27 protein-coding genes are annotated in these 24,698 nt (G+C 29.4%); 19 read left to right on the plus strand and 8 right to left on the minus strand.

Annotation, left to right across the window (positions count from 1 at the left end):
- The first annotated feature begins 250 nt into the window (after window positions 1–250).
- The 4 genes from CXF68_RS18485 (at window position 251) to CXF68_RS18500 (ending at window position 4,226) form a co-directional block, all read left to right on the plus strand.
- Window positions 251–1,390 (plus strand): geranylgeranyl reductase family protein, encoded by a 1,140-nt coding sequence (locus tag CXF68_RS18485; protein WP_101046585.1) that lies wholly within the window; start codon window positions 251–253, stop codon window positions 1,388–1,390.
- Window positions 1,391–1,486: 96 nt separating this feature from the next.
- Window positions 1,487–2,053 (plus strand): nucleotidyltransferase family protein, encoded by a 567-nt coding sequence (locus CXF68_RS18490; RefSeq protein ID WP_101046587.1) that lies wholly within the window; start codon window positions 1,487–1,489, stop codon window positions 2,051–2,053.
- Window positions 2,054–2,071: 18 nt separating this feature from the next.
- Window positions 2,072–2,944, plus strand: coding sequence for a zinc-dependent peptidase (locus CXF68_RS18495; protein WP_101046589.1), 873 nt, complete (start codon window positions 2,072–2,074; stop codon window positions 2,942–2,944).
- A gap of 61 nt (window positions 2,945–3,005) precedes the next feature.
- Window positions 3,006–4,226 carry a glycosyl hydrolase family 18 protein gene (locus tag CXF68_RS18500; protein WP_101046591.1) on the plus strand — a complete coding sequence of 407 codons (1,221 nt, stop codon included), beginning with the start codon at window positions 3,006–3,008 and terminating at the stop codon, window positions 4,224–4,226.
- A 79-nt stretch (window positions 4,227–4,305) separates the two neighbouring features.
- Here the strand turns inward: CXF68_RS18500 and abc-f are convergent, their stop codons facing one another.
- The gene (gene abc-f / locus CXF68_RS18505) at window positions 4,306–5,937 is read right to left on the minus strand and encodes a ribosomal protection-like ABC-F family protein (protein ID WP_101046593.1); all 1,632 of its coding nucleotides are present in this window, start codon (window positions 5,935–5,937) and stop codon (window positions 4,306–4,308) included.
- Window positions 5,938–6,127: 190 nt separating this feature from the next.
- Here abc-f and tssD point away from each other — a divergent pair, with 190 nt between their 5' ends.
- The 3 genes from tssD (at window position 6,128) to CXF68_RS18520 (ending at window position 8,669) form a co-directional block, all read left to right on the plus strand.
- Complete coding sequence (tssD, locus tag CXF68_RS18510) at window positions 6,128–7,822, plus strand: type VI secretion system tube protein TssD (protein WP_101046595.1); 1,695 nt, start codon at window positions 6,128–6,130, stop codon at window positions 7,820–7,822.
- Window positions 7,822–8,208, plus strand: coding sequence for a hypothetical protein (locus CXF68_RS18515; RefSeq protein ID WP_101046597.1), 387 nt, complete (start codon window positions 7,822–7,824; stop codon window positions 8,206–8,208). Before tssD ends, CXF68_RS18515 begins: the two co-directional genes overlap by 1 nt.
- Window positions 8,209–8,333: 125 nt before the next feature.
- The gene (locus CXF68_RS18520; protein ID WP_157822002.1) at window positions 8,334–8,669 is read left to right on the plus strand and encodes a hypothetical protein; all 336 of its coding nucleotides are present in this window, start codon (window positions 8,334–8,336) and stop codon (window positions 8,667–8,669) included.
- Between the two features lie 498 nt (window positions 8,670–9,167).
- On the opposite strand, the gene CXF68_RS18525 is transcribed toward CXF68_RS18520, so the two are convergent.
- Both CXF68_RS18525 and CXF68_RS18530 read right to left on the minus strand, forming a co-directional pair.
- Entirely contained in the window at window positions 9,168–10,121 is a 954-nt protein-coding gene (locus CXF68_RS18525; protein ID WP_101046601.1) for a CpXC domain-containing protein, read from the minus strand.
- Between the two features lie 272 nt (window positions 10,122–10,393).
- Entirely contained in the window at window positions 10,394–10,762 is a 369-nt protein-coding gene (locus tag CXF68_RS18530; protein WP_101046602.1) for a hypothetical protein, read from the minus strand.
- 172 nt (window positions 10,763–10,934) lie between these two features.
- On the opposite strand from CXF68_RS18530, the gene CXF68_RS18535 reads away from it, so the two are divergent.
- The 4 genes from CXF68_RS18535 to CXF68_RS20730 all read left to right on the plus strand — a co-directional run bounded on the left by CXF68_RS18535 (window position 10,935) and on the right by CXF68_RS20730 (window position 14,049).
- Window positions 10,935–11,420 (plus strand): hypothetical protein, encoded by a 486-nt coding sequence (locus tag CXF68_RS18535; protein ID WP_101046604.1) that lies wholly within the window; start codon window positions 10,935–10,937, stop codon window positions 11,418–11,420.
- Window positions 11,421–11,520: 100 nt separating this feature from the next.
- On the plus strand, window positions 11,521–12,360 hold the full coding sequence (locus CXF68_RS18540; protein ID WP_101046606.1) for a LytTR family DNA-binding domain-containing protein: 840 nt from the start codon (window positions 11,521–11,523) through the stop codon (window positions 12,358–12,360).
- Window positions 12,361–12,485: 125 nt separating this feature from the next.
- Window positions 12,486–13,148, plus strand: coding sequence for a CPBP family intramembrane glutamic endopeptidase (locus CXF68_RS18545; RefSeq protein ID WP_101046609.1), 663 nt, complete (start codon window positions 12,486–12,488; stop codon window positions 13,146–13,148).
- A gap of 748 nt (window positions 13,149–13,896) precedes the next feature.
- Window positions 13,897–14,049, plus strand: a complete 153-nt coding sequence (locus CXF68_RS20730; RefSeq protein ID WP_157822004.1) for a hypothetical protein — start codon at window positions 13,897–13,899, stop codon at window positions 14,047–14,049.
- Window positions 14,050–14,374: 325 nt separating this feature from the next.
- Here the strand turns inward: CXF68_RS20730 and CXF68_RS18555 are convergent, their stop codons facing one another.
- Window positions 14,375–14,560, minus strand: coding sequence for a hypothetical protein (locus CXF68_RS18555; RefSeq protein ID WP_101046611.1), 186 nt, complete (start codon window positions 14,558–14,560; stop codon window positions 14,375–14,377).
- Between the two features lie 229 nt (window positions 14,561–14,789).
- Window positions 14,790–15,044 (minus strand): transposase, encoded by a 255-nt coding sequence (locus CXF68_RS18560; protein ID WP_101046613.1) that lies wholly within the window; start codon window positions 15,042–15,044, stop codon window positions 14,790–14,792.
- Window positions 15,045–15,242: 198 nt separating this feature from the next.
- Here CXF68_RS18560 and CXF68_RS21240 point away from each other — a divergent pair, with 198 nt between their 5' ends.
- The 4 genes from CXF68_RS21240 (at window position 15,243) to CXF68_RS21245 (ending at window position 18,236) form a co-directional block, all read left to right on the plus strand.
- On the plus strand, window positions 15,243–15,446 hold the full coding sequence (locus CXF68_RS21240) for a helix-turn-helix domain-containing protein (RefSeq protein ID WP_157822005.1): 204 nt from the start codon (window positions 15,243–15,245) through the stop codon (window positions 15,444–15,446).
- A 110-nt stretch (window positions 15,447–15,556) separates the two neighbouring features.
- The gene (locus CXF68_RS18570; RefSeq protein ID WP_198553856.1) at window positions 15,557–17,425 is read left to right on the plus strand and encodes an alpha/beta fold hydrolase; all 1,869 of its coding nucleotides are present in this window, start codon (window positions 15,557–15,559) and stop codon (window positions 17,423–17,425) included.
- Between the two features lie 101 nt (window positions 17,426–17,526).
- On the plus strand, window positions 17,527–17,655 hold the full coding sequence (locus tag CXF68_RS21135; protein ID WP_255398699.1) for a hypothetical protein: 129 nt from the start codon (window positions 17,527–17,529) through the stop codon (window positions 17,653–17,655).
- A 389-nt stretch (window positions 17,656–18,044) separates the two neighbouring features.
- Window positions 18,045–18,236: a biotin/lipoyl-containing protein gene (locus tag CXF68_RS21245; protein WP_369800554.1), complete on the plus strand. Its 192-nt coding sequence runs from the start codon at window positions 18,045–18,047 to the stop codon at window positions 18,234–18,236.
- 210 nt (window positions 18,237–18,446) lie between these two features.
- Here the strand turns inward: CXF68_RS21245 and CXF68_RS18575 are convergent, their stop codons facing one another.
- The 3 genes from CXF68_RS18575 to CXF68_RS18585 all read right to left on the minus strand — a co-directional run bounded on the left by CXF68_RS18575 (window position 18,447) and on the right by CXF68_RS18585 (window position 21,366).
- Entirely contained in the window at window positions 18,447–19,292 is an 846-nt protein-coding gene (locus tag CXF68_RS18575; RefSeq protein WP_101046617.1) for an AraC family transcriptional regulator, read from the minus strand.
- Window positions 19,293–19,570: 278 nt separating this feature from the next.
- Window positions 19,571–20,416, minus strand: coding sequence for a helix-turn-helix domain-containing protein (locus CXF68_RS18580; protein WP_101046619.1), 846 nt, complete (start codon window positions 20,414–20,416; stop codon window positions 19,571–19,573).
- A 95-nt stretch (window positions 20,417–20,511) separates the two neighbouring features.
- The gene (locus tag CXF68_RS18585) at window positions 20,512–21,366 is read right to left on the minus strand and encodes an AraC family transcriptional regulator (protein ID WP_198553857.1); all 855 of its coding nucleotides are present in this window, start codon (window positions 21,364–21,366) and stop codon (window positions 20,512–20,514) included.
- Between the two features lie 95 nt (window positions 21,367–21,461).
- Between CXF68_RS18585 and CXF68_RS18590 the strand changes: the two genes are divergently transcribed.
- From CXF68_RS18590 to CXF68_RS18605, 4 genes are read left to right on the plus strand one after another with little or no spacing between them, the layout of a single operon-like run.
- The gene (locus CXF68_RS18590; RefSeq protein WP_101046624.1) at window positions 21,462–22,121 is read left to right on the plus strand and encodes an NAD(P)H-dependent oxidoreductase; all 660 of its coding nucleotides are present in this window, start codon (window positions 21,462–21,464) and stop codon (window positions 22,119–22,121) included.
- Window positions 22,122–22,128: 7 nt separating this feature from the next.
- Window positions 22,129–23,901, plus strand: a complete 1,773-nt coding sequence (locus CXF68_RS20740) for a polysaccharide deacetylase family protein (RefSeq protein ID WP_157822006.1) — start codon at window positions 22,129–22,131, stop codon at window positions 23,899–23,901.
- A gap of 4 nt (window positions 23,902–23,905) precedes the next feature.
- Window positions 23,906–24,325 (plus strand): DoxX family membrane protein, encoded by a 420-nt coding sequence (locus CXF68_RS18600; RefSeq protein ID WP_101046626.1) that lies wholly within the window; start codon window positions 23,906–23,908, stop codon window positions 24,323–24,325.
- On the plus strand, window positions 24,315–24,698 hold the full coding sequence (locus tag CXF68_RS18605) for a cupin domain-containing protein (RefSeq protein ID WP_101046628.1): 384 nt from the start codon (window positions 24,315–24,317) through the stop codon (window positions 24,696–24,698). The genes CXF68_RS18600 and CXF68_RS18605 overlap by 11 nt, the downstream gene beginning before the upstream one ends.

Raw genomic sequence — 24,698 nt, forward strand, 5'->3', positions numbered from 1 at the left:
TATACTTCAAATATATATAATAAATACTTACTAATAATATAATTTTAAGGCTAATTAAATTTTACTTAAAAAAAAGAAACTTAAACACTGTAAAACAAACGATTAACACTACCTAAACAACTAAAAAAATATTTTAAAAAAAAGGTATAGACCTATTTATAAACTAATTACAATTTGAACATTATGCCGCTTATTATATACTATTGTATTTTGTTTGTAATGCTTATATTGCAATTCCAAACAACTAACCATGAAACATTATGATGTGGCAATTATTGGTAGTGGACCTTCAGGGGCTTCAACTGCTTTTCATTTAGCCAAAAACGGAATATCAACTGTACTAATAGAAAAAGAAACTTTACCTCGTTATAAAACTTGTGGCGGTGGTTTTGTTTACAGAGGTCGTAAAGATTTACCTTTTGATATTTCTTCTGTTGTTGAAAGAGAGTTTCACACTATTGATATTTACTTAGGAGATAAACTACACTTTAAAACTGAAAGAGAAGATCCTACAGTTACTATGATTATGAGAGATTCTTTTGATCATTTAATCGTAAAAAAAGCAAAGGAATTTGGAGTTACCTTATTAGAGGATCACAAATTAAAAAAACTTCATTTTTCTGATGATAAAATTACCTTAGAAACTTCTCAAGGAGAACTTACAGCTAAATTTGTAATTGCAGCTGACGGTGCTTTAAGTCCTACCGCAAAAATGGCAGGATGGAAAGAAGACACTCGTAAACTAATACCTGCTTTAGAATATGAAGTAGAAGTACCTGAAGAAGATTTTAACCGTTTAAAAGACGAAGTTCGTTTTGATATTGATGCAATTCCTTATGGATATGCTTGGAACTTCCCTAAGAAAAATCACTTATCGGTTGGTGTTGCTTCTGCTCGTAGAACAAAAATAAATTTAAAAGAATATTATAACGAATATTTAAAAACAATAGGAATTACAACTATTCTTAGTGAATCACAACACGGTTTTCAAATACCTGTATCGCCAAGAACAGATGGTTTTGTAAAAAATAACGTCTTTTTAATTGGTGATGCAGCTGGATTTGCAGATCCTATTACTGCAGAAGGTATTTCGAATGCTATTTACAGTGGTAAATTAGTTGCAGATGCAATTGTTGAAGCTAATTTAGATAGTGCAAAAGCAGAAGAATTGTACTTAGAAAAACTAAATGAAAAATTAGTACCAGAATTAGAAACAGGGCTATTTTTATCTAAATGGTTTTACGAACAAAAAACGCTTCGTAACATGGTCTTAAAAAAATATGGACAGCACTTTAGTGAAGCTATGGCTGATGTTTTTCATGGTAAACGTTCATACCCTAAAGACATAAAAAAATCTTTAGCAAACAAAATAAAATCACTAGTCTCATAAAAAATAAAAAACAATTTAGTCCATCTAAATTGTTTTTTTACTTTGAACCTAATTTATCTGTCAATTAAAAATACAAACCACCGTTGTCTAAAAGAAATGAATCAGCTATTAGAAAACAAGCTTATACAAATTATTAAAAGTGATGAATGGATGCTTGCCGTTTTAAAAACTGTTAGTAATTTAAACCTTAATGATTGTTGGATTGGTGCTGGTTTTGTTAGAAATAAGGTTTGGGACGAAAAACACCAAAAACCCAGAACAATACTTAATGATATAGATGTTATACACTTTAACAAAAATAACATTATCAAAACGTACGATATAACACTTCAAAACATCTTAAAAAAAAAGAGTCCTAATCTAAATTGGTCTGTAAAGAATCAAGCTAGAATGCACGTAAGAAACAAACACAAGCAATATCTAAATTGTAATGATGCTATTTATTTTTGGCCAGAAACGGCAACTGCAATAGCAGTAAGATTAAATTCAGAAAATAAAATTGAATATATTGCTCCTTATGGTTTAGACAATTTATTTAACCTTTTGGTTATACCAACACCTAATTTTAACTTAGCCGTTTACAAAACTAGAATTGAAAATAAAAATTGGATTGCTAAATGGCCTAATTTAAAAATAAATACCGATTACAAAATAATAAATTAAAAATTGCACGCTTTATAAATGATCTTATTTTCCTTTTTACTACTTGTTATAATTATTTTTTTAATTACAAAAAACAACAAAAAAACTCCTAAGCACACAATACCAAGTGCTTCCTTTTCTAATGAATGGACAATTACTTTAACTAACAAAGTTGCTTTTTATAATGCGTTGTCTGTTAATGAAAAAAAACTGTTTGAATATAAAGTACATGAATTTATACTAAACTGTAATATTGTTGGTGTAGATACCTCCGTTACAATTACTGACAAACTTTTAATAGCCTCGAGCGCAGTAATTCCGATTTTTAACTTTCCTGAATGGAGATATCCAAATATTACAGAAGTTATACTATACCCAACAATGTTTAACGAACAACTTGAAACCGAAGGAGACAACCGTAGGGTCTTAGGAATGGTTGGTAATGGTTATTTAGAGGGAAAAATGATTTTATCGAAACCAGCTTTACATTTAGGTTTTGACAATGAATCAGATAAAAAAAACACAGCCATTCATGAATTTGTACATTTAATCGATAAGCTCGATGGTAACATAGATGGCGTACCGAACGTATTGTTAGAAAAACAATATACTATTCCCTGGATAGATCTAATAAACAAAAAAATGGAAGAAATTTACAATGAAACTTCTGACATTAATCCTTATGGCGGTACTAATAAAGCAGAATTTTTTTCAGTAACTAGTGAATATTTTTTTGAACGTCCTAAATTGTTAGCAAGAAAACACCCTGAATTATATCTTCTTTTAGAAAAAATATTTAAGCAAGATATGGATGATAAAAACTTACATTTAAAACGAGTTGATGCTTCTAGAAACGATCCCTGCCCTTGCAACAGCGGACTTAAATATAAAAAATGTTGTAGCCTTAATTAAACAGTACTACTATTAAACGAACATAAATCTTATATATTTACAGAAACTATATTATCATTAAATGTATCTAAACACTTTCAATCTTAAAAGAAATATAGTTTTAGTAAATAAAACAGCAATTATATTGCTATTATTTAATCTATTACTTAGCTGTGAATATCAAAAAGAGCATATAAATATAACCAGTTCACGAAGTTTACATTTTAAAAACACGAAGAGCTTTAGTGAAACTAAATGGGACAGTCTTAATCACATTTCTAACAAAAAGACGATACATAAAAAAGGAAAGCTAAATTCAAAATACAAAACCTTTGGTTGGCATCTTTACTCAAATGGTTCTTCTTATAAAAACTATAATTTTAAAATACTTTGGGGAATTTCATATTTCTCATATGTTGTTAAGCCAGAGACTGGTGGTTATAAAAACATTCATCAATGGAAAACGACTGCGTTAATTGATAGTGCAAAAGTACACAACTGCAAAGTTTTTCTTTCGGTGTCTAACTTCGGAAGAAAAAATAACAGTACTTTTTTAAATAATATAAAATCTCAAGAAACTTTAATAAATAACTTAATTGATTTACTAGCTTACAGAAAAGCTGATGGAATTAATATTGATTTTGAAGGTATTGCTAGAAAAGACAGAAAACAACTTAGCTCCTTTGTTTCTCTAATTTCAAAAAGACTAAAAAAAGCGAATCCTACTTATATGGTTTCTTTGTGTTTGTATGCCAATGACTGGAATAAAGTTTTTAATATTAAAAAACTGAACCCTTTCATTGATTTTTACACTTTAATGGGCTATGATTATTATGGAAGTTTTAGCTCTCATGCGGGTCCTGTAACACCATTAAAAAACAGCAAAAAATTTGGTAACGGATTAGAAAATTCAGTAAATAATTACTTAAAAAAAGGTGTAAAAGCACAAAAGCTAATTATTGGATTGCCTTATTATGGGGCGGAATGGTATACCTCTAATGAAAAAACACCTTCAAAAGTAAAAAAGTTTAAATCTCACCCAGCTTATAAAACTATTAAAAGAATTTACATCGACTCTTTAAAAATACCGTTACAGTTTGATATAGAAAGTGCCTCAACTTATCTTAGTTTTAAAGACGGTAACGCATATAAAGAAATTTGGTTTGAAGACAGCAAATCTTTAGCCATAAAATACGATTGGATAAAAAAGAACAATATTGGCGGTGTTGGTATTTGGGCTTTAGGTTACGATGATGGCTATCTTGAATTATGGAATCTTTTAGCTGATAAGTTTTCAGAATAAATAACCAATTATATCTGGTTGAGTACAGTCGAGATTGTTTTTGACAACCAGTAGTTATCGACTGCACTCAAACGGACATTTATAAGTCGATTTCTTTTAATGCTTTAATTTTATTTCTTTCTAAGAATGCATCAATCGTTTCAAAGTGTTCAATAACACGTTGCTCTTTAAATTCGAATACTTTTTCTGATAAACCTTGTAAGAAATCACGATCGTGAGATACTAAAATTAACGTTCCGTCAAAATGTAATAAAGCTTCTTTAATTACATCTTTCGATCGTAAATCTAAGTGATTTGTAGGCTCATCTAAAATCAACACATTTACAGGTTCTAATAATAATTTAACCATTGCTAAACGTGTTTTCTCTCCACCAGAAAGTACTTTTACTTTCTTTTCAATATCATCACCAGCAAACATAAAACGACCTAAAATATTTTTAATTTGCGTACGAACATCACCTTCAGCAACCTCATCTACCGTTTGAAAAACAGTTAATTCAGGATCTAATAATGACGCCTGATTCTGTGCAAAATACCCAACCTTGGCATTATGCCCTAAACCACATTCGCCATCAAAATCTATTTCCCCCATAATAGCTTTTATCATGGTCGATTTCCCTTCTCCGTTACGTCCTACAAACGATACTTTTTCTCCACGAGCAATTGAAAAACTAGCATCTTCAAATACTGTTAAGTCTCCGTATTTTTTGGTTAAACCCTCCACTTTTACAGGATAATCACCAGAACGTGGCGATGGTGGAAAACGCAATTTTAAAGAAGTAGTATCCACCTCATCTATTTCAATAGGTACAATTTTCTCTAACATTCGAACACGCGATGCTACTTGGTTTGTTTTTGAATATGTTCCTTTAAAACGCTCTATAAACCCTTTAATATCAGCAATTGTTTTTTGTTGCTCTTGGTAGGCTTTTATTTGATGCGAACGACGCTCTTTACGTAGCTCTAAATAATGTGAATAATTCGCTTTATAATCATGTATCGTCCCCATAGTAACCTCAACAGTTCTATTGGTAATATTATCAATAAACGCTTTATCATGCGATATTACGACAACTGCTTTTGCTTTATTTAATAAAAAGTTTTCTAACCAAATTACAGACTCAATATCTACGTGATTGGTAGGCTCATCTAATAAAATTAAATCGGGTTTTTGCAATAAAATTTTAGCCAACTCAATACGCATACGCCAACCACCACTAAATTCTGATGTTAAACGTTCAAAATCTTCTTGCTTAAACCCTAAACCTTTTAGTGCTTTTTCTACCTCAGCTTCGTAATTTACTTCTTCTAAAGCATAATAGCTTTCCCCTAAATCGGTAACACGCTCAATAATTTTCATGTACTCTTCCGATTCGTAATCGGTACGCGTTTCAAGTTGTTTATTTAACGATTCCATTTCATCTTTCATCGTAAAAATAGCATCGAACGCTTTTGATGCTTCTGCGCGTACCGTACAATTGTCTTCCATTAACAAATGCTGTGGTAAATAAGCAATTACTGTATCTTTCGGACTTCTAACTCCGCCTTTAGTAGCTTTAGAAACACCTGCCATAATTTTCATCATGGTCGATTTTCCTGCACCGTTTTTACCCATTAAGGCTATTTTATCATTCTCGTTTATTACAAACGAAACATCTTTAAATAAGGTTTTTCCACTAAACTCAACCGTTAATTGATCTACAGTAATCATGCATCTATATTTTGAGCTGCGAAATTAATAAAAAGTGTCAATAATTTCTTAAAAACTTTATGCCGCACAACTTATTGATTTTGTTATATTTGACAAAAAAAACAATTGCAATAATTTTACTTTTTCTCATACTAATTATTAGTATACCCCTGAGTAAGATTCTATTTATAATTTATTGACTAGAAAGAATATGGCAAAATCAGAATTGCATTTTTTGGGGCACATATTAGACTTATTAACCGTAGAAACCAACTATAATAAAAAGTTCAATCAATTTAAAGGTACTCCGATACTTTATAATGAAGGTGGTTTACTTAAACTAGTTTTCGACTTCGAAGCAAACTTTCGGTTTTTAGAACGTATGAAAACTGTTAATTATGATCTTTATAAACGAGGATATCCTATTGACGATGGAAAAATTGTTTTCTATGATGCAAATGGCGACAATTTAAAAGACTGGTATTTTAAAGATGCTCCTATTGTTTATTATCAGTTTAAATTTGATGCTAACGGTGGCGGGATGAGGGTAGAAATGATAATTTCTCCTGCAATACAAAATTACGGTTGTAAAATTCATAGAAGTTGGCATATAACACCTATTGAAGAAGAAAGTTATCAATCGCCTGTGCAAGCTACAGAGAAAAACGAAAATTTTAACTTAAGTATACAACATTTAACCGATAAGAAAACACTAGTTCCGCTAGGAATTCCTGCCTTTAACAAATCTCCCGAAAACCAAAACATTGAATTTGAAATAGCTATTACCGAAAATGGTATTGACGATTTTCAAGTAGAGTTTTTACACGATAATAAAATTATTCAGTCGTATTATTCAGGCGAACAAACATTAGATGAAGTTGTTGTAACGGCAAAAGGTTCGGGAAATCCGTCTAATTCTACTACTAATAGCCAAAACACGCAAAATAATTACCCAAAAGGAAAATACCATGTTAAATGGGATGGTTTTGATAAGAATGGTATTTATGATAGTACTATTTTTACTACGGGTAAACTAAAAGCTCGCATAAAAGGGAAACGAAACGGTATAGAAAAAACAGCAGAAAGCAGTGAGTTTTCTTTTGAGTATAATGAGGTAACTTGGGTAGATACTAAAATTAATAAAAACACCAAACGTATGGATGTTACACTTCGTGTGAATCTTACAGATGGTGGAGAAAGAGGAACGGAAAAAGACATTTACGATACAGGTAGCGGCAGTTACGCGCCTATTACCACTCATTACCCTTGGGATAAAATACCTGAAAAAGAGATAAAAAAACATGGAAAACTACCCATAAAAACTAGAAACAAAAACAATGATTTTAAAGCTTTAAAGAATTTAGCTTTAGAGGGTATAGAAAAATATTGGGGAAGAAACAGCACTAATATAGGTAAAGGTATTTACATAAATGAAGAACTTTACGAAGTGTTTTTAAGCTGTAAACACAATCTTAATGGCATGATAGCTCCTGAAATAATTTATTTCACGAATTTAGAAAACGGAACCTTTAACCGCTCTCATAATTGGTTTGGGTCAAGACAATTATTTTACAAAGAAGGCTATCTAAAAGATAATGAATGGGAGTATCAAATCCCATCAAAAGCAATTAAAGAATTTAAGGAAACTGCTGCTCATGAAATAGGGCATCAACTATTGGATCAATTAAAGGGTAAATACCACTCATACACCCATAAAGGAACTTCACATCCAAGTGTGATTATTCAAAGCCCTGTTAAAGGAACAAGATATCCTACAGGAGGGAAAGAAATTGACCTAATGAAATATGCAGATGATTTTCGTCCCTATGACTATTTTAAAAGAAGAGTACTTTCTGAAAAAGACCTATTAGGGCTTATATGGTTAACTAAATTAAAATTAAACTAATGAGAAAATTAATAAGTATTCTTATTTTACTCCTATTTACAGCCTGTTGGCATAAATCTTATAAACTAGTCGATAATTACAGAGGGTATATTTATGATTCGAAGAATACACCTTTAGAAAAGGTAAGAATTTATGAAAGACATCTTGATTCTGCTAAGTATGTTTATACAGATAAAAATGGCTATTTTTTATTAAAAGGAGGAAGCTCAACTTTTGTTGATGATTTAGTTCTTGAAAAAGAAGGATATATTACAGATACTGTTTTTGCTTTTTCATATAATGGTGGTAGAGTGCGAAATATAACTCGTTTCTTAATGGAATGGTCTGATACGGTTCGTATGCGAGAAGTTAAAAGAATAGACATTCCTAACAATGGGAATAATTAATATAATTTACGTTTTACTATAATGAAATATTACAACAATGATCCTTTTACCTATGATTACAAAAGGATTGTTGCAAACAAGAAAGATGTATTAAGTTTATTATAGCTAAGCAAATTAAAAATGAAATGAGAATAGTATTAATTTTTTTCTACATAACGACAATGTTATCTTGTAAAAATGAACAAACATATTACCATGGAATTATTTTTAATGAAAAGCAAATACCTCTATCAAGAGTAATTATAACCGACGGGGTTCAGTCAACTTTTTCAAACAACAATGGTTATTTTAAGTTATATAGAAATCCTAATTTCCTTTCTGAATTAACTTTTTCAAAAGAAGGGTTTGAAACTAGAATTATGAAAACTGTTGGAACCCAACATGGTGAAAGTATTAGATATAAATTTTTAAATATGAAAGCGGATACACTACATTTAAAAAAAATTACATTACCTAACTAATCTTCATCTCAGAAAATATAAATGGAAGATGGATAATAAACCTAGTTCAATGTGTACTACATTAAAGACAAAAAAATAGTATGTATTTGTTTATTTGTATTTATTTTATCTTGTAATAAGAAACAACTGTATTATCATGGTGTTGTAATTGATAAAAATAAAAACCCTTTACAAATGTAATAGTCAAAGAATTAAATGGACTTCAATCTACTATTTCAATTAAAAATGGATATTTTAAATTGTATAGAGGCCCAAATTTTATTTATAGTTTAATTTTATCTAAAAAAGGATATGAAATAAAAAAAGTAGAAACAGTTTGGAGTCAAGGTGGAGAAACAGTTGAATATACCTTTTTAAACAAAAAACCGGATACTATAACTTTAAAATCGAAATAATTTTTCATTTTTCAAGAACTCCCCATACAGTATTGATTTCTTTTTACCGATTCCGTGGGTAGAAAATTTGTCTTCTACCTCAGTTCTTTGTTCGCAACTGTAATTAATTCGGAAACCATTTATTTATATTAAAAAATCTTTTCATAAATGAAATAAATCCCTTTTCATTATTTAGTACATTTTGATTTATATAACCTGTCAAGGCTGTTGTCATAATAATTATTTCGGCAGGATTATTTGATATATTATAAAGTTCATCTAATTTTTCTTCATTAATTTTCAATTCCCACTTATCGTTAAAATAGATAAATAAATAATTTTTGTTTCCGATTAGCTTGATTTTTTTGAGGTAATTATTTAAGTCAGAAAAATTGTTTATTTTGTTGTCGAATTTTATTTCTGACAAAGTATTTTCTATTCTTTTTTCTATTTCATTTTTATATTCAAATGTTAAATGATTTAAATAATGATTAAATATTCCAAACAAACTAATTGCTACGTATAGTTTTTTATTACTTATTGTATTAATGTTTTTGCCACAGTGTTCACAAATAATAGAAAAACCATAGGTAATGTCTGGTTTATTACAAAACTTACATTGAATATCATTTAATTTATGGATATGCTTAAAATCAATTAAACACTCATCTATATTTTCATATTTACTATAATCCATTTTTACATGTAATTTTTGTTGTTCAAATTTTGTTGAAATTATTTGATTTTCAAAAAGAAGGATTTCTGTTTTTAATGATTGTAAGTCATTCACCAGTTTTGCGTTAAATAAATAGTTATTAATTATTGGTGGTTCAGGTACGAAATTTTTGTCTTTAGAATACCAAATTGCAAACTGCTTATTTATATCGTGATACAAAATTGGAACTTCAATTTTAAAGCTCGAATTACAGGTTTTGCAGTTAAAAAAATTCAACTCATTTTTTAAAAATCTTTCTTTTAATTTTGAATGTTCAGATGCAGTAACTGATGTAAATAAAGTAATGTTTTCAGAATTTTTACAATTAGGACACAAGAAGTCAATATTAATGGTTTTACTCATTTTCTTAATAATAGTGATTTCATTAATTCGGTTTGCACTTTCGTGGTTATTGTTGCCAAAGCCTGAGCTAAGATTAGTGCGGAACCAAGAAATCTGAAAAGATTCCGTCTTCTCACAAAGCCAAAACTTTTTGTTTGCGTTTTTCTTTTTATTATTAAAATGTCAAATCCAACAGATTTGGCGACCTTATAAAATTACACAGACTTTTTGATTTAACACCAAACCACCGCATTAATTTTAGGTTTTGTTATACGTTTGCTTTAATTGTTTTTTTAAAGAAAACTTATATCAATTTCTGTATTTTTTACGAAAGCTAAAAATTCTTTTATTTTTGGTCTCCCTTTACTATTAGGACCGAAACTCCAATCTTTTTCATATTTTGTTAATCCGTCGATTCCATAACGCATTAGATTAGATATAGTAGTTTTTCCATAAAAAAAATTATTGAACATAGGATTCCAAGCTTCGGATAATTTTCTTGCAATAAATTCAATTTGATTTAAACTTAAAGATGTTTTTTTCATAAGCATTTCATTAGATCCTTGTTTATCTAATTCGTAATCATCAAAATAAAAGCATATTAATGCATCTATGTTTTCAGGTGTTTTTGGATAGATGTTTAATTCTTTTTTTGGCAGCATATTCAAGAGTATAAAGAGTTCTTTTTAAATGACGTACAACAGTTAGATAAACACACTAGTATGTTTATTTTTATTATATACGCACCAAGGTAATAAATATTTAATCTCCCTAAAAGAATTTTACATAACACATTTAAAATTGTTATATTACATTTGAAAACAACAATCAAAGATGAAAAGTTATTTTAAATATAAAGACGAAAATAACACAGAATGCTTTCTAGAGTTGGATGAAGAGCTCTATTGTGAAAGAGCCATCTATAAGACAAAAAATAATTTAACCAATACGTATTTAACTATTGAACACGAATCATTTTTTCTACCAGAAGGAAATCTAAAGGACAGTTTAGAATTTATGAACTATAGCTCTAAAGAGGAATTTGACATTTTATGGAAAAAATCAATGATCAGATTTGAATCAAACTGGAATAAGTTAAAAATGAAATATAAAATCGGAGAAAAAATTAAAACTCATATTTTATGTTTTTACCCACAAGGAATTATCTCAAATTTTGGTGAGAAATTTAACGCTATATCTAACTTCAAAGCTTGTGAAGAGAAATTTGGGAAAGAGAAAATGTACCCAAATAATGAAATGGAATTAATAATTTCTGATTTTGACGACATCAATAAAATTGTTCAGCTAAAAACGAATTAATATAAAGAGTAAATGTGAATGACAAGTAATATCCTTGGTAACAATTTATAGAAAAAATAATTCTTTACTTTTGAATCTGACAAAAAAGAGCTTCTAATTCATGAGTACTATACAACCAACCAAGAATACCATAAAAACAGTATGGCATACATTTATAAGTCGCGCTACATGGTATTGGTTTAAGAAAGTAATTATATTAATTCTTTTTTCCTTAGTCCTAAATCATTTAGCAACACCCGATAGCTTTCCATATTATAATGAATCCTATAGATTTCCCTTAGAAGGTTTTCTATCGACTATTCTTTTATGTATTCTCATCGAAATCATAGCATCTCTTAATTTTAAATTTTACAAAAAAAAGCATTTCTCTAAAAAAGTAGAAGCTGTAACTATCTCATGGTTTATGGCTTCTACTCTAGGATATATTACAATCATATATATTCCTGTAAATATTCTTTTAAATATAGTTGTAGGTGCCCAAACAGAATTCTACTATTTATTAATTGGTTTACTAATTAGCTTATTAATAAGTTTTATTCTCATAGGTTTATCATACACACAAAACATATACAATTTATATAAGCTATCTATAAAAGATGCTGAAATTACGATTGAAACTGGCGCCAAAATGACGAAGCTTACCTATGAAAATATTACCTGCTTTTACAGCGAAAACAAAATTGTGTATGCAGTTAAAAATAACGGCACAATAATTACCACCGATTTTACATTAAATGAACTCGAAGAAAAAATAAACGATCAATTATTTTTTAGAGCCAATCGACAAATTATCATTCACAAAGATGCTGTAGATCAAATTGAAAAAATTGAAAATGGCAAGTTGCGTATCCAATTAAAAACTTCCATCGAAAACGATGCGATTGCTGAAATTAATATCAGTCGTTACAAACGAAAAGCATTTATCGATTGGTTTCAATAAAAGGTATCAAAAAAATACCGACTATTCAGTTATAAATTTATGACCATTCAGTAAAAACACACGTATTTAAAGAGGTTATCAGCTATTTTGTTCATTATTTCGTTTAGAATTTAAAATCAAAAACAATGAACAAGATTTCCTTACCACAAGTATTAATTCCATTAATTACCATTGCAATCATCTGCTTTTTATGGTTTGGACCAATACATATCGACTTCATCGAAAACATCATTATTTCTATACTAATCATTATAGCGAATTATATAGAATACAAAGGGAAACCATTTTCTGCACTTGGTTTTAAACGTGAAAAATTCACCTTCAAAAATATCTTTGTCCTTGCTCCATTAGTTGCACTAGGCCTCTTTGCTTTTTATGTTTTTGTATTAGTTCCTGGAATTACAAAACTCACAGGAGCTTCTATAGATTATTCTAGCTTTGACCAATTAAAAGGAAATCTTCCTGCCTGTTTAATTGCTTTAGCATTAGTGTGGGTTTCTGCAGGATTTGGAGAAGAAATAATCTTTCGTGGTTATTTTATGCGACAATTTGTAAAATTCTTTGGAGAAAGCAAAGTCAGTATACTGCTTAATATCGTATTATTAGCTTGTTTTTTTGGCTTTATGCACAGTTATCAAGGAATTACAGGGCAACTTGTTACAGGAATTGTCGGAGCGCTATTAGCATTGATATTCTATTTACGTAAATACGATTTGTGGTTTGTTATTGCCGTACACGGTTTTTTTGACACCATTGCTTTAATTTGTATTTACTTTGGCTTAGGGTAACAATACCAACAAATAACATTTACATCTTTAATTTTAGAGATAAAATATGCCCTCACCCCTCCTCGTGTCTGTATTAAATTAGAAATAAATACTTAAAAATTTTATTTGTATAAAAACAGTAGCAAAACACTTACACCAATATGAAGGAATCTATTACATCAAGATATTTTCTTTAATACTATTTATGTACACTCAATTTTTAAAATAATAAATAAGTGTACAATGCTGTACGCTCAGTTTTTAAAAAAAAATTCGAGTGTACAGATTTTCAACTTCACATCGTAAAGTTTAAATAACTTATAAAAAAAGACTACGGAACTAGAAAATCTACTTGTATAAAAATTCAAGTAAGCGCCTTTTAAAAACTTCTTAAAATTTTACTCTTTACGGCTTATTGATTTTGCTATATTTGATAAAATAAAAAATTGCAAGAGCTTCGTTTTATTATAGCTTAAACTACCAGATATACTGAATAAAGTTCTACATCCAACGATTTGCAAACAATTAAAAAAACAAAAATTAGAAAATTTTTTGTATTAATATTTATAACTACCTTAAGTTTAGCTTCTTTTGGTCAAACTTTGAATAAAAAAGGAATGTATGGGGATGGAAAGCAGAAAAAATCATTAAAAAACCAACAAATCCACAGTTAGCAACTCTAATAGACGGTTTTGAAAACTCTACTTTTATTTTTAATAAAAACGGGGATTTTGAACTTTATACTACTTCCAAATCTGAATTATTCAGAATGATAACAGAAATGACAAACGGGACTAAATGGAAAGTGAAACAGAATAAACAATTTGTAAAATCGGAAATTAAGGACGATAGATTTTCTGAACCTTTGAAACAAATGAGAACCTTTATAGAAGATATCACGATGAAAATGAATCAACATTAAGGAAATGTATTCAAGCTTTAAAAGCCATAAACTCTGAAAAAAGTATTTCGATAATTGAGCTTAAAACTAAAGTCTTTTTGTTTTTAAAGACATATTTAGATAAAATATGTAAAAACGATATCCTTGTATCATTTTTCACCTTTTTAGCTATAAACTTTAAGTACTTCTTTAAATTATAAGCAACAGCAGATAGGTGCATTACCTTATTTGCTTATTGTATTCCTTTTGTATTTATCTTTCGTAAGCCCATAAACTGAGTAAGTGTTCCAAAAACTGGATCTAAAGTACTCTGCCGTTTGGTTTTCATATACCTGCCTCGCTTACTTTATATTCTAGCAATATTACGTTCATATTCTTCTCGATAGTAGGTAATAGTAAATTTATTCTCTTTTGACTTTTCTAAACAACTTTCTACCAATTCACATCCTTTACATAATTTTGAAGAAGCTCGATATTCTTTCTTTTTAGTATTGTTCTTCTTCTCATTAAAAACCTTTTTAAACGGAATGATTTTGCTTTTGGGACATAAATAGTGGTCTTCTTATTTATTATAAGTAAAGTTGTCAGGACAACCTTTGTAGGTTCCATGTGGCGGAATATAACTGATCAATCTCTTGGCTTCTAAAAAAGCATAGTTTATGTATAACCATTTATCATTCCTTTATTTACACGCATTGATAAAACATGTGTGAAAACTGATTCAAATACCGCTTCTAGAAATAACTAGCATGTACGATTTATTATAGAATGCCATGATAATTCTTCATCAATATCATAAAAATATCTAAACGAATGCTGCAATGAGATATTAGCTTACGATCACTAATAATATTTTCTAAATAACCTACTAAAGGTAATTTTAAAAAAAATACTGGGTCGATACTTTTTTGACCGCTTACTCCATAATATTCTTTGGTAAAAGAATATAAATAACCTAAGTCTAAAAAAGCAGTTAAACGTCTGTAAAATTTTGTTTTAGGAACTTGGTTACTCAACTAAAAATTGTTAAATAATTTCTCCTGATAAATTTTCTTGCCTTGCATAATACAAGATAACTCTTTTTTAACTATTTTTAAAATTGTGCAACAAGCACAATGTATATGAAATATAGCTAATAAGGACTAAACTCTAAGGTTTTTTCTCATTTACAAAGCTCCTCCAAATTTTTAATTTGGCTTTTAAAATATAAAAAATTGGCATTTAACAAAATAGACAAACGACTAATAGATTACCTAAAATATGAAGGCACAAAAAGCCAATCTCACATAATAAACCTTTCTCATAGCCAATTAGCAAAAGAAATAGGTACTACAAGAGAAGTCGTCTCAAAAATATTGAAACAATTTAAACTTTCAGGCATAGTGAACTTAAGGTTTAAGCAAATAGAACTACTCTAAAAAATCACCTTTATTAATTTTATTTCCCCACTTGTATCAAAAGGCACAGGTGCTACTTCATTTCTCGTTTTACTTTTGCATTGTAATTAATAACAAATTAAAACAAAAAAATGAACCGAAAATTTCATCCACTTATTGCTATCGTTTTGCTTTCGATCTTCAATATTGGATACTCAAACGCACAGAAAAAAGTAGAAAAAGAGGTTTTAAAAGCCAGCAAAAATTGGATTTCAAATTTCAATAAAGGAAATACGGTAGAAGTTGGAAAGGCATATACAACAGATGCTGTTATGGTCGCCAAACCTTTTGGAACTTTTGAAGGAAGAAAAGCCATAAGTAAATTTTGGACTCCTTTTGTAAAATCTGGTGTCACAGATTTAAAATACACCAATACAAAAATAAAAACAGTAAGTGAAACCGAAGCTATTATTTCTTCAAATTGGAGTATGAATGTGGGTGAAGGTATAATTACAAACGAAACTTGGGTAAAAACAAATGGTATTTGGCAATTAAGAAAAGATCATTTTGAGGTAATAAAGCAATTTAAAAACAATAGTAAAATGAACAAAAAAGAAACGTATGTATTAGTACACGCTGCTTGGTTAGGTGCGTGGCAATGGGAAAGTATAGTAAAAACCCTAAAAGAAAATGGTCACACAGTATTAACCCCAGACCTACCAGGTCATGGGATCAACAAAACTTCTCCAGTCGATATTACTATGGATGATTATGTAGAAACACTTATAGATATTGTTGATAAACAAGATAGCCCTGTAATTCTAGTTGGACATAGTTTTAATGGGATAACAATTAGCAGAGTGGCAGAATTAAGACCTGAAAAAATAAAAAGCTTAGTTTATTTAACTGCCTTTTTACTTCCAAACAAAGGTTCTTTTTTCAATGCTGTCCAAGGAGTTAAAGGCTCTACGGCTGTTGATAATTTCTACTTATCAGAAGATAAAATATATGCATTAGTAAATGAAGAAGAAATACAAAATGCTTTTGCACACGATATTCCAAAAGAAGCATTCAATGGAGCAAAACCATACATTGTACCTGAACCTTTCGCTCCTTTAACCTATGAGTTAGAGATCACGGAAACAAATTATGGACAAATTCCAAAATACTATATAGAATGTACAGAGGATAGAGCCATTCCTATAGAAATACAACGAGCTATGTACAATGGCAATGTGCTAAAGGCATATTCAATAAAAAGTAGTCATACACCAAATTTCTCAAAACCAGATAAAGTTGCGAACATTCTTAATAGAATTGGTAGTGAACAACAACTCTTAAAAAAAACAAAAACGATTCTATACGATTTGAAATATGGAAGAATTAACGCTGGATACAGACCAATTTTTAATAATGAAGACGACGACAAGTTGTTTAGTCATTATTTTTCTGGCAATGGTGAAACAGCAAATCTGCATAGATTTTTCACTAATTCAAACCAAGTATTAGCACATATAGAAACTGAAAAAGATGGAAGAAAATATGCTGAAATGATTTTATTCAATTTAGATAAAAATGGAAATGTAGATACATTTTTCCCCACTATTCAAGAAGTGCCAGAACAACAAATTGAAGGATTAACAATGTTTGATGGTGTAAAAACATTGACAGTTAATCCAGATACAAATCAAAATAAAATATTTATAGAAAAATTCTTAAACGATGTTTGGATTGGAGGAAATATAAATACTATTCAAGATTTTTTTGAAAATGGAAAAGTAATTCAACACAATCCAATGGTAGGAAATAATGTTGAAGGGTTATTTAAATTCATGCAAAACCTTCAAAAACAAGATGTAGCACTGCAATATCAAAAAGTGTTAGCTACTTTTGCAGCTGGAGATATGGTAATGACCTATTCTAAAGGCTTATTTGCTGGTGAAGAACATTTATTCGCTGACTTATTTAGACTTGAAAATGGAAAAATCGCTGAGCATTGGGATGTAATTCAAAAGAAATAAAATAAGCCCTAAAAAGGGCTTATTTTTGTTTAGCTTTCTAAAAACTAAAATTAAGTGAGCTTAAAATGAACAACTGCTTGTTTTTAAAGATATATTTAGTAATGAATTTTAAGTATTTACCAGAAAATACATCAGCAAAAGAAATGAAGAAAAACGGTGTTAATATTGGTGATTTTCAAATTAAATTATTGCAAAAAATTGAAGAATTGACTTTATATACTATTAAATAAGAAAAAGAAATTAACGAATTGAAAAACCAAAACTCGAAAATTGAGAATGAAAGCAAAATTTTAAAACCTTTATTAAAAAGAGTTTCAAAAATTGAAGAACAGCTAGAAAAGAAAAATTAGAACTATAGTTAATGGCTACATAGTATAAAAATTGAAGTTAGGGTCTTTTAATAAAATTTCGATTCTTTAAAACGCCACTAACAATATAGCAAACGTTACCAATAATTAGGTATGATAAAATCTTTAATACGTAAATTATTTCTTTTCAAGAAAAACAAAATAAAATTATAAATGACCTAGAAAGCAGCCCGGATTTAAGAAGTAAAGAAGAAAACCGAACTGACTCAATCGAATCCGATTCCACTTTAGAAAAAGTTAAAATTAAATCAATATTTTCACCTGAATTAGGAAATAAAAAAGGTTTTATTTTAACAAAATGGTATTTTAAGCGAGGAGATATTATCAAAAAAGGAGACATTGTCTGTGAAATAAAGAACGAAAATATTATAATGAAATTTGAAAATTTTTACAACGGAAAAATAATATCCACGTGCAGATTAAATCAAAAACTAACACGCTGAATAGAACTTTTTAAAATAGAAGAGTATAAAAACTAAATAAATTATTCATTAATATTACACTAAGCTCAAAGTAATATCATTCAGTATTTTGAGCTTATTCTTCTGATATAATTACTATTTATTTTGGTTATACAGAAACAATTTCATTTTTTAGTACCTCTAAAAATAAAATAGTTTGCCTTTTTCCAATGCTCACTCATAGCAAATTTATTATCGCAGCGTACTTGGGTTATTACCTGTGTATTTTTTAAAAGTCTTATTGAAATGACTAGCATCTAAAAAACCTGTTTTATCTGCTATTTCTGAAATATTTAAGTTAGTTTGCTTTAAAAGACGCACTGCCATTTCTATTTTAGTTTTCAATACATATTGCTGAATAGAAACACCTGCATGCCTTTTTATAAAAACACTCACATAATTGGGAGACATATAAAAAACCTCAGCAATCGACTTTATTTTAATCAGTTCTTTATCAAGTACATTTTGTCTTATGTAAGTTAATATTGAATCTATTTTTTCCTTCTCAGAGTTATATGATTTTTCCGTTTTTATAACGTTTGACTTTAAGTTTCTTAAAACCACTACCAGTAAAGCATCAAATAAATTAAGCAGAACATCTCGACTATAAATTATAGAATTCCCGATCTCATTCTTTATCAATTCATACAAGTAAAATAATTGAATTCTATCAACATCATTAGCAACAATACTTTTAGGAATATTATTGACATAAAATATAACGGTATTTAAGTTTTTTCGCCAATGCGTATTTGAAACAAAATTTGCCTTTTCTGCAAATAACTGTTCTGTAAATTGTATAAGTCCAAAAGTTGTAGGTGCCTCAACTACAAATTCGTGTTCATCTTTAGGGGTTAAAAAAAATAAATCTCCTTTTTGGTAGTCAATACTACTTTCATTTAAAAGATGTTGCCCGCTACCTTTTAAAATATAAGTTAGCTCAAAAAAATTGTGCTTATGCCGTGGATATCCCCATTCGTTGGCTGCTTCAAATTCAAGGGTATCTAAATTTTTAGTAATGTAAAATCGTTGTGACATTGTGAAGGTGTATTCATGCAAAAATACTGTCCACTCCTACTAAATTTTCAGAAAGTGCTCTAAAGCCTTAATTTTAGGGTATAAGAAGAAGTTATTTGAGTACAAAAAAAGCATAATAAGGCATAAGCGTAATAGAAGTTCAGTTCTTTAAATTCTATACACAATCGTTTACTACAAATTAAAAAGCTAAACCAACAATCAAGTGCATTTCATTTTTTCCGCACCTTAAAAAGTAAAAATAACTCGTCATTATCCAATGCTCACTAATCTCAAATTCATTATCGAAAAGCACTAGGATTATCACCTGTATATTTTTTAAAAATCTTATTAAAATGACTAGAATCCAAAAAACCTGTCTTATCTGCTATTTCTGAAATATTTAAATTAGTCTGCTTCAAAAGACGTCCTGCCATTTCTATTTTTGTTTTCAATACATATTGCTGAATAGAAACACCTGCGTGCTTTTTTATAAAAACACTTACGTAATTGGGAGACATATAAAAAGTCTCAGCAATCGACTTTATTTTAATTAATTCTTTATCGAGCACATTTTGCCTAATGTAAGTTAACATTGAATCTATTTTTTCTTTCTCAGAGTTATATGATTTTTCTTTTTTTATAAGGCTTGACTTTAAGTTTCTTGAAACGAGCATCAATAAAGCATTAAATAAATTAAGTAGAACATCTCGACTATAAGTCATCGGGCTTTCTATCTCATTTTTTATCAATTCGTACAAATAAAATAATTGGATTCTATCAACATCATTAGCAACAATACTTTTAGGAATATTGTTCGCATAAAATATGACGGTATCTAAGTTTTTTCGCCAATGCGTACTTGAAGTAAAATTTGCTTTCTCTAAAAATAACTGTTCAGTAAATTGTATAACGCCAAAAGTTGTAGGTGCATCAACTACAAATTCGTGTTCATCTTTAGGAGTTAAAAAAAATAAATCACCTTTTTTGTAGTCAATAATACTTTCATTTAAAAGGTGCTGTCCACTACCTTTTAAAATATAGGTAAACTCAAAAAAGTTATGCTTGTGCCGTGGATATCCCCATTCGTTGGCTGCTTCAAATTCAAGGGTATCTAAATTTTTAGTAATATAAAATCGTTGCGACATTGTGAAGGTTTCTTTATACAAAAATACTATGCATTCGTACTAAAGAAACACTTGTTACATACTCTAAACCTGTATTATATTACCAAAAATCAATACTAAATTAACCACCTAAAAGCACTGGGATTGTGACTTGTATATTTTTTAAAAATCTTATTAAAATGACTAGAATCTAAAAAACCTGTCTTATCTGCTATTTCTGAAATATTTAAGTTAGTTTGCTTCAAAAGACGCGCTGCCATTTCTATCTTGGTTTTCAATACATATTGTTGAATAGAAATACCTGCGTGCTTTTTTATAAAAATACTTACATAGTTGGGAGACATATAAAAAGTCTCAGCAATCGACTTTATTTTAATTAATTCTTTATCAAGTACATTTTGCCTTATGTAAGTTAATATTGAATCAATTTTTTCCTTTTCAGAGTTATATCGTTCTTCTATTTTTATAAGGTTTGACTTTAAGTTTCTTGAAACCACCACCAATAAAGCGCCAAATAAATTTAGCAGAACATCTCTACCATAAACCAAAGGATTATCTATCTCATTCTTTATCAATTCATACAAATAAAATAATTGAATTCTATCAACATCATAACTAATAATACTTTTAGGAATATTATTAGCATGAAGTATAACCGTATCTAAATTTTTTCGCCAATGTGTACTTGAAGTTAAATTTGCCTTCTCTAAGAATAACTGTTCTGTAAATTTTATAATTCCAAAAGTTGTAGGCTCGTCAACTACAAATTCATGTTCATCTTTAGGAGTTAAAAAAAATAAATCACCTTTTTTATAGTCAATAGCACTTTCATTTAAAAGATGTTGCCCACTACCTTTTAAAATATAGGTAAGTTCAAAAAAGTTATGCTTGTGCCGTGAATATCCCCATTCGTTGGCTGCTTCAAATTGAAGGACATCCAAGTTTTTGGTGATGTAAAATCGTTGCGACATTATAAAGATGTATTTATACAAATATACAATGTATTTATACATCAAAAACACGTACTACACTTTCTAATTTTGTAGTATCAAAAAGCAGCACTAGAATGATAGACAAACAAAAAATACTGGACGCATATAATAATAGACACGCTTGTAAATTATTCGATACCGAAAAAAAAATATCCGATGAAGACATCAACTTCATTTTACAAACCGCAAGACTTTCTCCAAGCTCTTTTGGCTTTGAACCTTGGCACTTTGTACTTGTTCAAAATAAAGGTTTACGCAAAAAATTAAAAGACAGCGCTTGGGGAGCAACAGCAAAACTAGATACAGCAAGCCACTTTATACTTGGTTTAGCAATGAAAAGTGAAATGACTAAATACAACAGTGCTTACATTAAAGACTTTATGAAAAACGTACAAGAGCTACCTGAAGATGTTGTTGACAGTAAAGGAAAAATGTACGAGACATTTCAAAAATCTGATTTTGATTTAACCGATGATAGAAAGCTTTTTGATTGGGCATCAAAACAAAGCTACATACCATTAGCTAATATGATGACAAGCGCTGCAATGATAGGTATTGATTCTTGCCCCATTGAAGGTTTTAAGCAAAAAGAAATAACAACGATTTTAAAAAATGAATTAGGTATTAACACCCAAAAATATGGCTTATCGTATATGGTAGCATTTGGTTATAGGGTAAATGAACCAAAACAAAAAAAACGTAGAAAATTAAACGAAATAATAACTTTTAAATAAAATACATATGAAAAATGTAGTCCTTTTAACAATTCTACTATTCGCTTCAACAATTATAGTTCTAGCACAAAAAAACGACACAAAAAGTTATTGGCCAAATGATGCACAATTGGTTATCTCTTTTTCAATGCAATTTGAAACAGGTGGACAACAAGAAGGAGCAGAAAGTCCGTTTTCAGGAAACCCTTTACCTAAAGGACAACCCGATTTACCAGCCGAAAGTTGGTTTCGTTATGGTGCCAAAGAAGGAATTTACAGAATGTTAAACCTTTGGAAAAAGCACGAGATTCATGTAACCTCTCATGTAGTTGGAGAAGCTGCTATAAGATATCCAGAAGTTGCCAAAGCCATTGTAGATGGTGGACACGAAATTGCAGCGCATGGAATTGCTTGGAGCGACCAATGGAATTTATCTTATGAAGACGAATTAGCATTTGTAAAAAAGGGAATTGATACCGTAGAAGTCATTACAGGACAAAGAGGCGTTGGCTATAACTCCAATTGGTTACGTAGAAGTCCAAACACTTTAAAAGTGTTGCAAGAACTTGGCTTTTTATATCACATTGATGATTTAAGTAGAGACGAGCCTTTTGTAACCAAAGTAAGAGGTAAAAACTTTGTAGTAATGCCATATACATTACGTAACAATGACATTGTAAATATAGCGGGTAAAAATTGGAGTCCAGATCAGTTTTTGGCACAATTAAAATTCGAATTTGACCAACTATATGCTGAAGGAGCTACAAAAAGAAGAATGATGAGCATAAGTTTACACGATCGCATTGGTGGTGGTCCCGCAATAGTTCAGGTTGTCGATAAATTTATACAGTACGCAAAACAACACAAAAGAGTTGTTTTTATGCGAAAAGATGAAATTGCAAATATGATTAAAGATGATCCAAATACGCCAGTTGATAATTCAGAAATTGAGTATAACACAACAATTGTGAACACCAAACTACCATTTAAACTCGAAAAAGATTGGGAAGTTTTAGGTTTTAAAAATCCTGAAAGTGTCGTTTTAGATATAAAAAACAATGCTTTATATGTGTCTAATATAAACGGAGACCCTACCGAAAAAAATGGGAATGGTTATATTTCTAAAGTAGGTTTAGATGGAAAAATAATTCAACAAAAGTGGATAACAGAATTAAATGCACCAAAAGGATTGGTTATCTATAATGATAAATTATATGTTACAGATATTGATAAAATTGTAGAAATAGACATTAAAACTCGACGTGTTTTAGCCTTTAAAGCAAAAGATGCTACTTTTTTAAATGACATTGCTGTAGATAAAAAGGGAAATGTATATGCCAGTAATACTTTTGGTTTTAGTGGTATTTATAAATTACAAAAAAAAGGAAAAAGAAAAGTTGAACTATGGCTAAAAGATGAAAATCTGAATATGCCAAATGGGCTTTATATTTCAAAAGACCAATTATTTGTAGCAAATTGGGGAAAAGAGGTTAACCCTAAAACCTACGAAACTAAAATAGTAGGTACGTTACAAAAAGTTGATTTCAAAACTAAAACCATAGAAAACATAACCAAGCCTATTGGAAATTTAGATGGTTTAAGCGAAACGCTTCATGGTTTCTTATTGTCCGATTGGTTAGCAGGTAAACTATTATACTATACAAACGAAACAGGTACGACAACCGAGGTACTAAATTTACCTAAAGGAACTGCTGACATTTATTTTGATAAAAACACAAAATCAGTCTTCATCCCTTTAATGCTAAATAATAAACTAGTGAAATATCACTTTAAAAAATAAAATCATGAATAAAACAACACCACAACAAACAGCATTTGCTTTTTTACGAATAACCATGGGTATTAATTTTTTAGGACACGGATTGGTTCGTTTCTCAAAATTGAACGGATTTAGAGATTGGATGGTAACAACTTTTCAAGACAGCCTAATGCCTTCTTTTGCAGTTTTTGCTTGGGGAAGTGTGTTACCCTTTGTAGAGTTTGGAATTGGATTGTTATTAATCTTGGGATTATTCACCTATCGAGCAAGTATTGCAGGGGCAATAGTAATTATCATCCTTTTATTTGGTTCAACATTAATTGAAAATTGGGATTGGGCTGGTATGCAAATGATTTATGGCTTATTCTTTTATTTTTTAATTTCTAATGCAGAAAAAAATAGTTGGTCAATTGATAATTTAATTAGAGATAAGAATGAAAATTAAAACGATTAATAAAAAAGGTGATTGGAGTTTTCCTTGGACAATAGCATTAAAAAAAACTATGCAAAATGATGCCAACAATACAATTGTAGGTGAACATTTATTATTAGAGACAGGCGAATTTAAAGTTTGGAGTATTCATTTACCAATAGGCCAATCATTACCATTTCATAAGCACAACAAATCGTATTTCTACACCATTAAAAATGAAGGTGAATCACGCTCATTTTATACTGACGGAACAGTAACTGAAACTAAATACGAAAAAAATGATATCAAACATTTTAATGAGTTGAATGAAGAAAACTTCTTCATTCATAATTTAGAAAATATTGGAAATACTACATTGATATTTACAACAGTAGAATTTAAATAA

The sequence above is a fragment of the Tenacibaculum sp. Bg11-29 genome (genome assembly GCF_002836595.1).
Classification (GTDB): Bacteria; Bacteroidota; Bacteroidia; order Flavobacteriales; family Flavobacteriaceae; genus Polaribacter.

Bases quoted from the DNA above. Each gene is read 5' to 3' on its own strand.
- CXF68_RS18485 (WP_101046585.1), top strand. From the start codon at position 251: ATGAAACATTATGATGTGGCAATTATTGGTAGTGGACCTTCAGGGGCT.
- CXF68_RS18490 (WP_101046587.1), top strand. From the start codon at position 1,487: ATGAATCAGCTATTAGAAAACAAGCTTATACAAATTATTAAAAGTGAT.
- CXF68_RS18495 (WP_101046589.1), top strand. From the start codon at position 2,072: ATGATCTTATTTTCCTTTTTACTACTTGTTATAATTATTTTTTTAATT.
- CXF68_RS18500 (WP_101046591.1), top strand. From the start codon at position 3,006: ATGTATCTAAACACTTTCAATCTTAAAAGAAATATAGTTTTAGTAAAT.
- abc-f (WP_101046593.1), bottom strand. From the start codon at position 5,937: ATGATTACTGTAGATCAATTAACGGTTGAGTTTAGTGGAAAAACCTTA.
- tssD (WP_101046595.1), top strand. From the start codon at position 6,128: ATGGCAAAATCAGAATTGCATTTTTTGGGGCACATATTAGACTTATTA.
- CXF68_RS18515 (WP_101046597.1), top strand. From the start codon at position 7,822: ATGAGAAAATTAATAAGTATTCTTATTTTACTCCTATTTACAGCCTGT.
- CXF68_RS18520 (WP_157822002.1), top strand. From the start codon at position 8,334: ATGAGAATAGTATTAATTTTTTTCTACATAACGACAATGTTATCTTGT.
- CXF68_RS18525 (WP_101046601.1), bottom strand. From the start codon at position 10,121: ATGAGTAAAACCATTAATATTGACTTCTTGTGTCCTAATTGTAAAAAT.
- CXF68_RS18530 (WP_101046602.1), bottom strand. From the start codon at position 10,762: ATGCTGCCAAAAAAAGAATTAAACATCTATCCAAAAACACCTGAAAAC.
- CXF68_RS18535 (WP_101046604.1), top strand. From the start codon at position 10,935: ATGAAAAGTTATTTTAAATATAAAGACGAAAATAACACAGAATGCTTT.
- CXF68_RS18540 (WP_101046606.1), top strand. From the start codon at position 11,521: ATGAGTACTATACAACCAACCAAGAATACCATAAAAACAGTATGGCAT.
- CXF68_RS18545 (WP_101046609.1), top strand. From the start codon at position 12,486: ATGAACAAGATTTCCTTACCACAAGTATTAATTCCATTAATTACCATT.
- CXF68_RS20730 (WP_157822004.1), top strand. From the start codon at position 13,897: ATGATAACAGAAATGACAAACGGGACTAAATGGAAAGTGAAACAGAAT.
- CXF68_RS18570 (WP_198553856.1), top strand. From the start codon at position 15,557: ATGAACCGAAAATTTCATCCACTTATTGCTATCGTTTTGCTTTCGATC.
- CXF68_RS21135 (WP_255398699.1), top strand. From the start codon at position 17,527: ATGAATTTTAAGTATTTACCAGAAAATACATCAGCAAAAGAAATGAAG.
- CXF68_RS18575 (WP_101046617.1), bottom strand. From the start codon at position 19,292: ATGTCACAACGATTTTACATTACTAAAAATTTAGATACCCTTGAATTT.
- CXF68_RS18580 (WP_101046619.1), bottom strand. From the start codon at position 20,416: ATGTCGCAACGATTTTATATTACTAAAAATTTAGATACCCTTGAATTT.
- CXF68_RS18585 (WP_198553857.1), bottom strand. From the start codon at position 21,366: ATGTCGCAACGATTTTACATCACCAAAAACTTGGATGTCCTTCAATTT.
- CXF68_RS18590 (WP_101046624.1), top strand. From the start codon at position 21,462: ATGATAGACAAACAAAAAATACTGGACGCATATAATAATAGACACGCT.
- CXF68_RS20740 (WP_157822006.1), top strand. From the start codon at position 22,129: ATGAAAAATGTAGTCCTTTTAACAATTCTACTATTCGCTTCAACAATT.
- CXF68_RS18600 (WP_101046626.1), top strand. From the start codon at position 23,906: ATGAATAAAACAACACCACAACAAACAGCATTTGCTTTTTTACGAATA.
- CXF68_RS18605 (WP_101046628.1), top strand. From the start codon at position 24,315: ATGAAAATTAAAACGATTAATAAAAAAGGTGATTGGAGTTTTCCTTGG.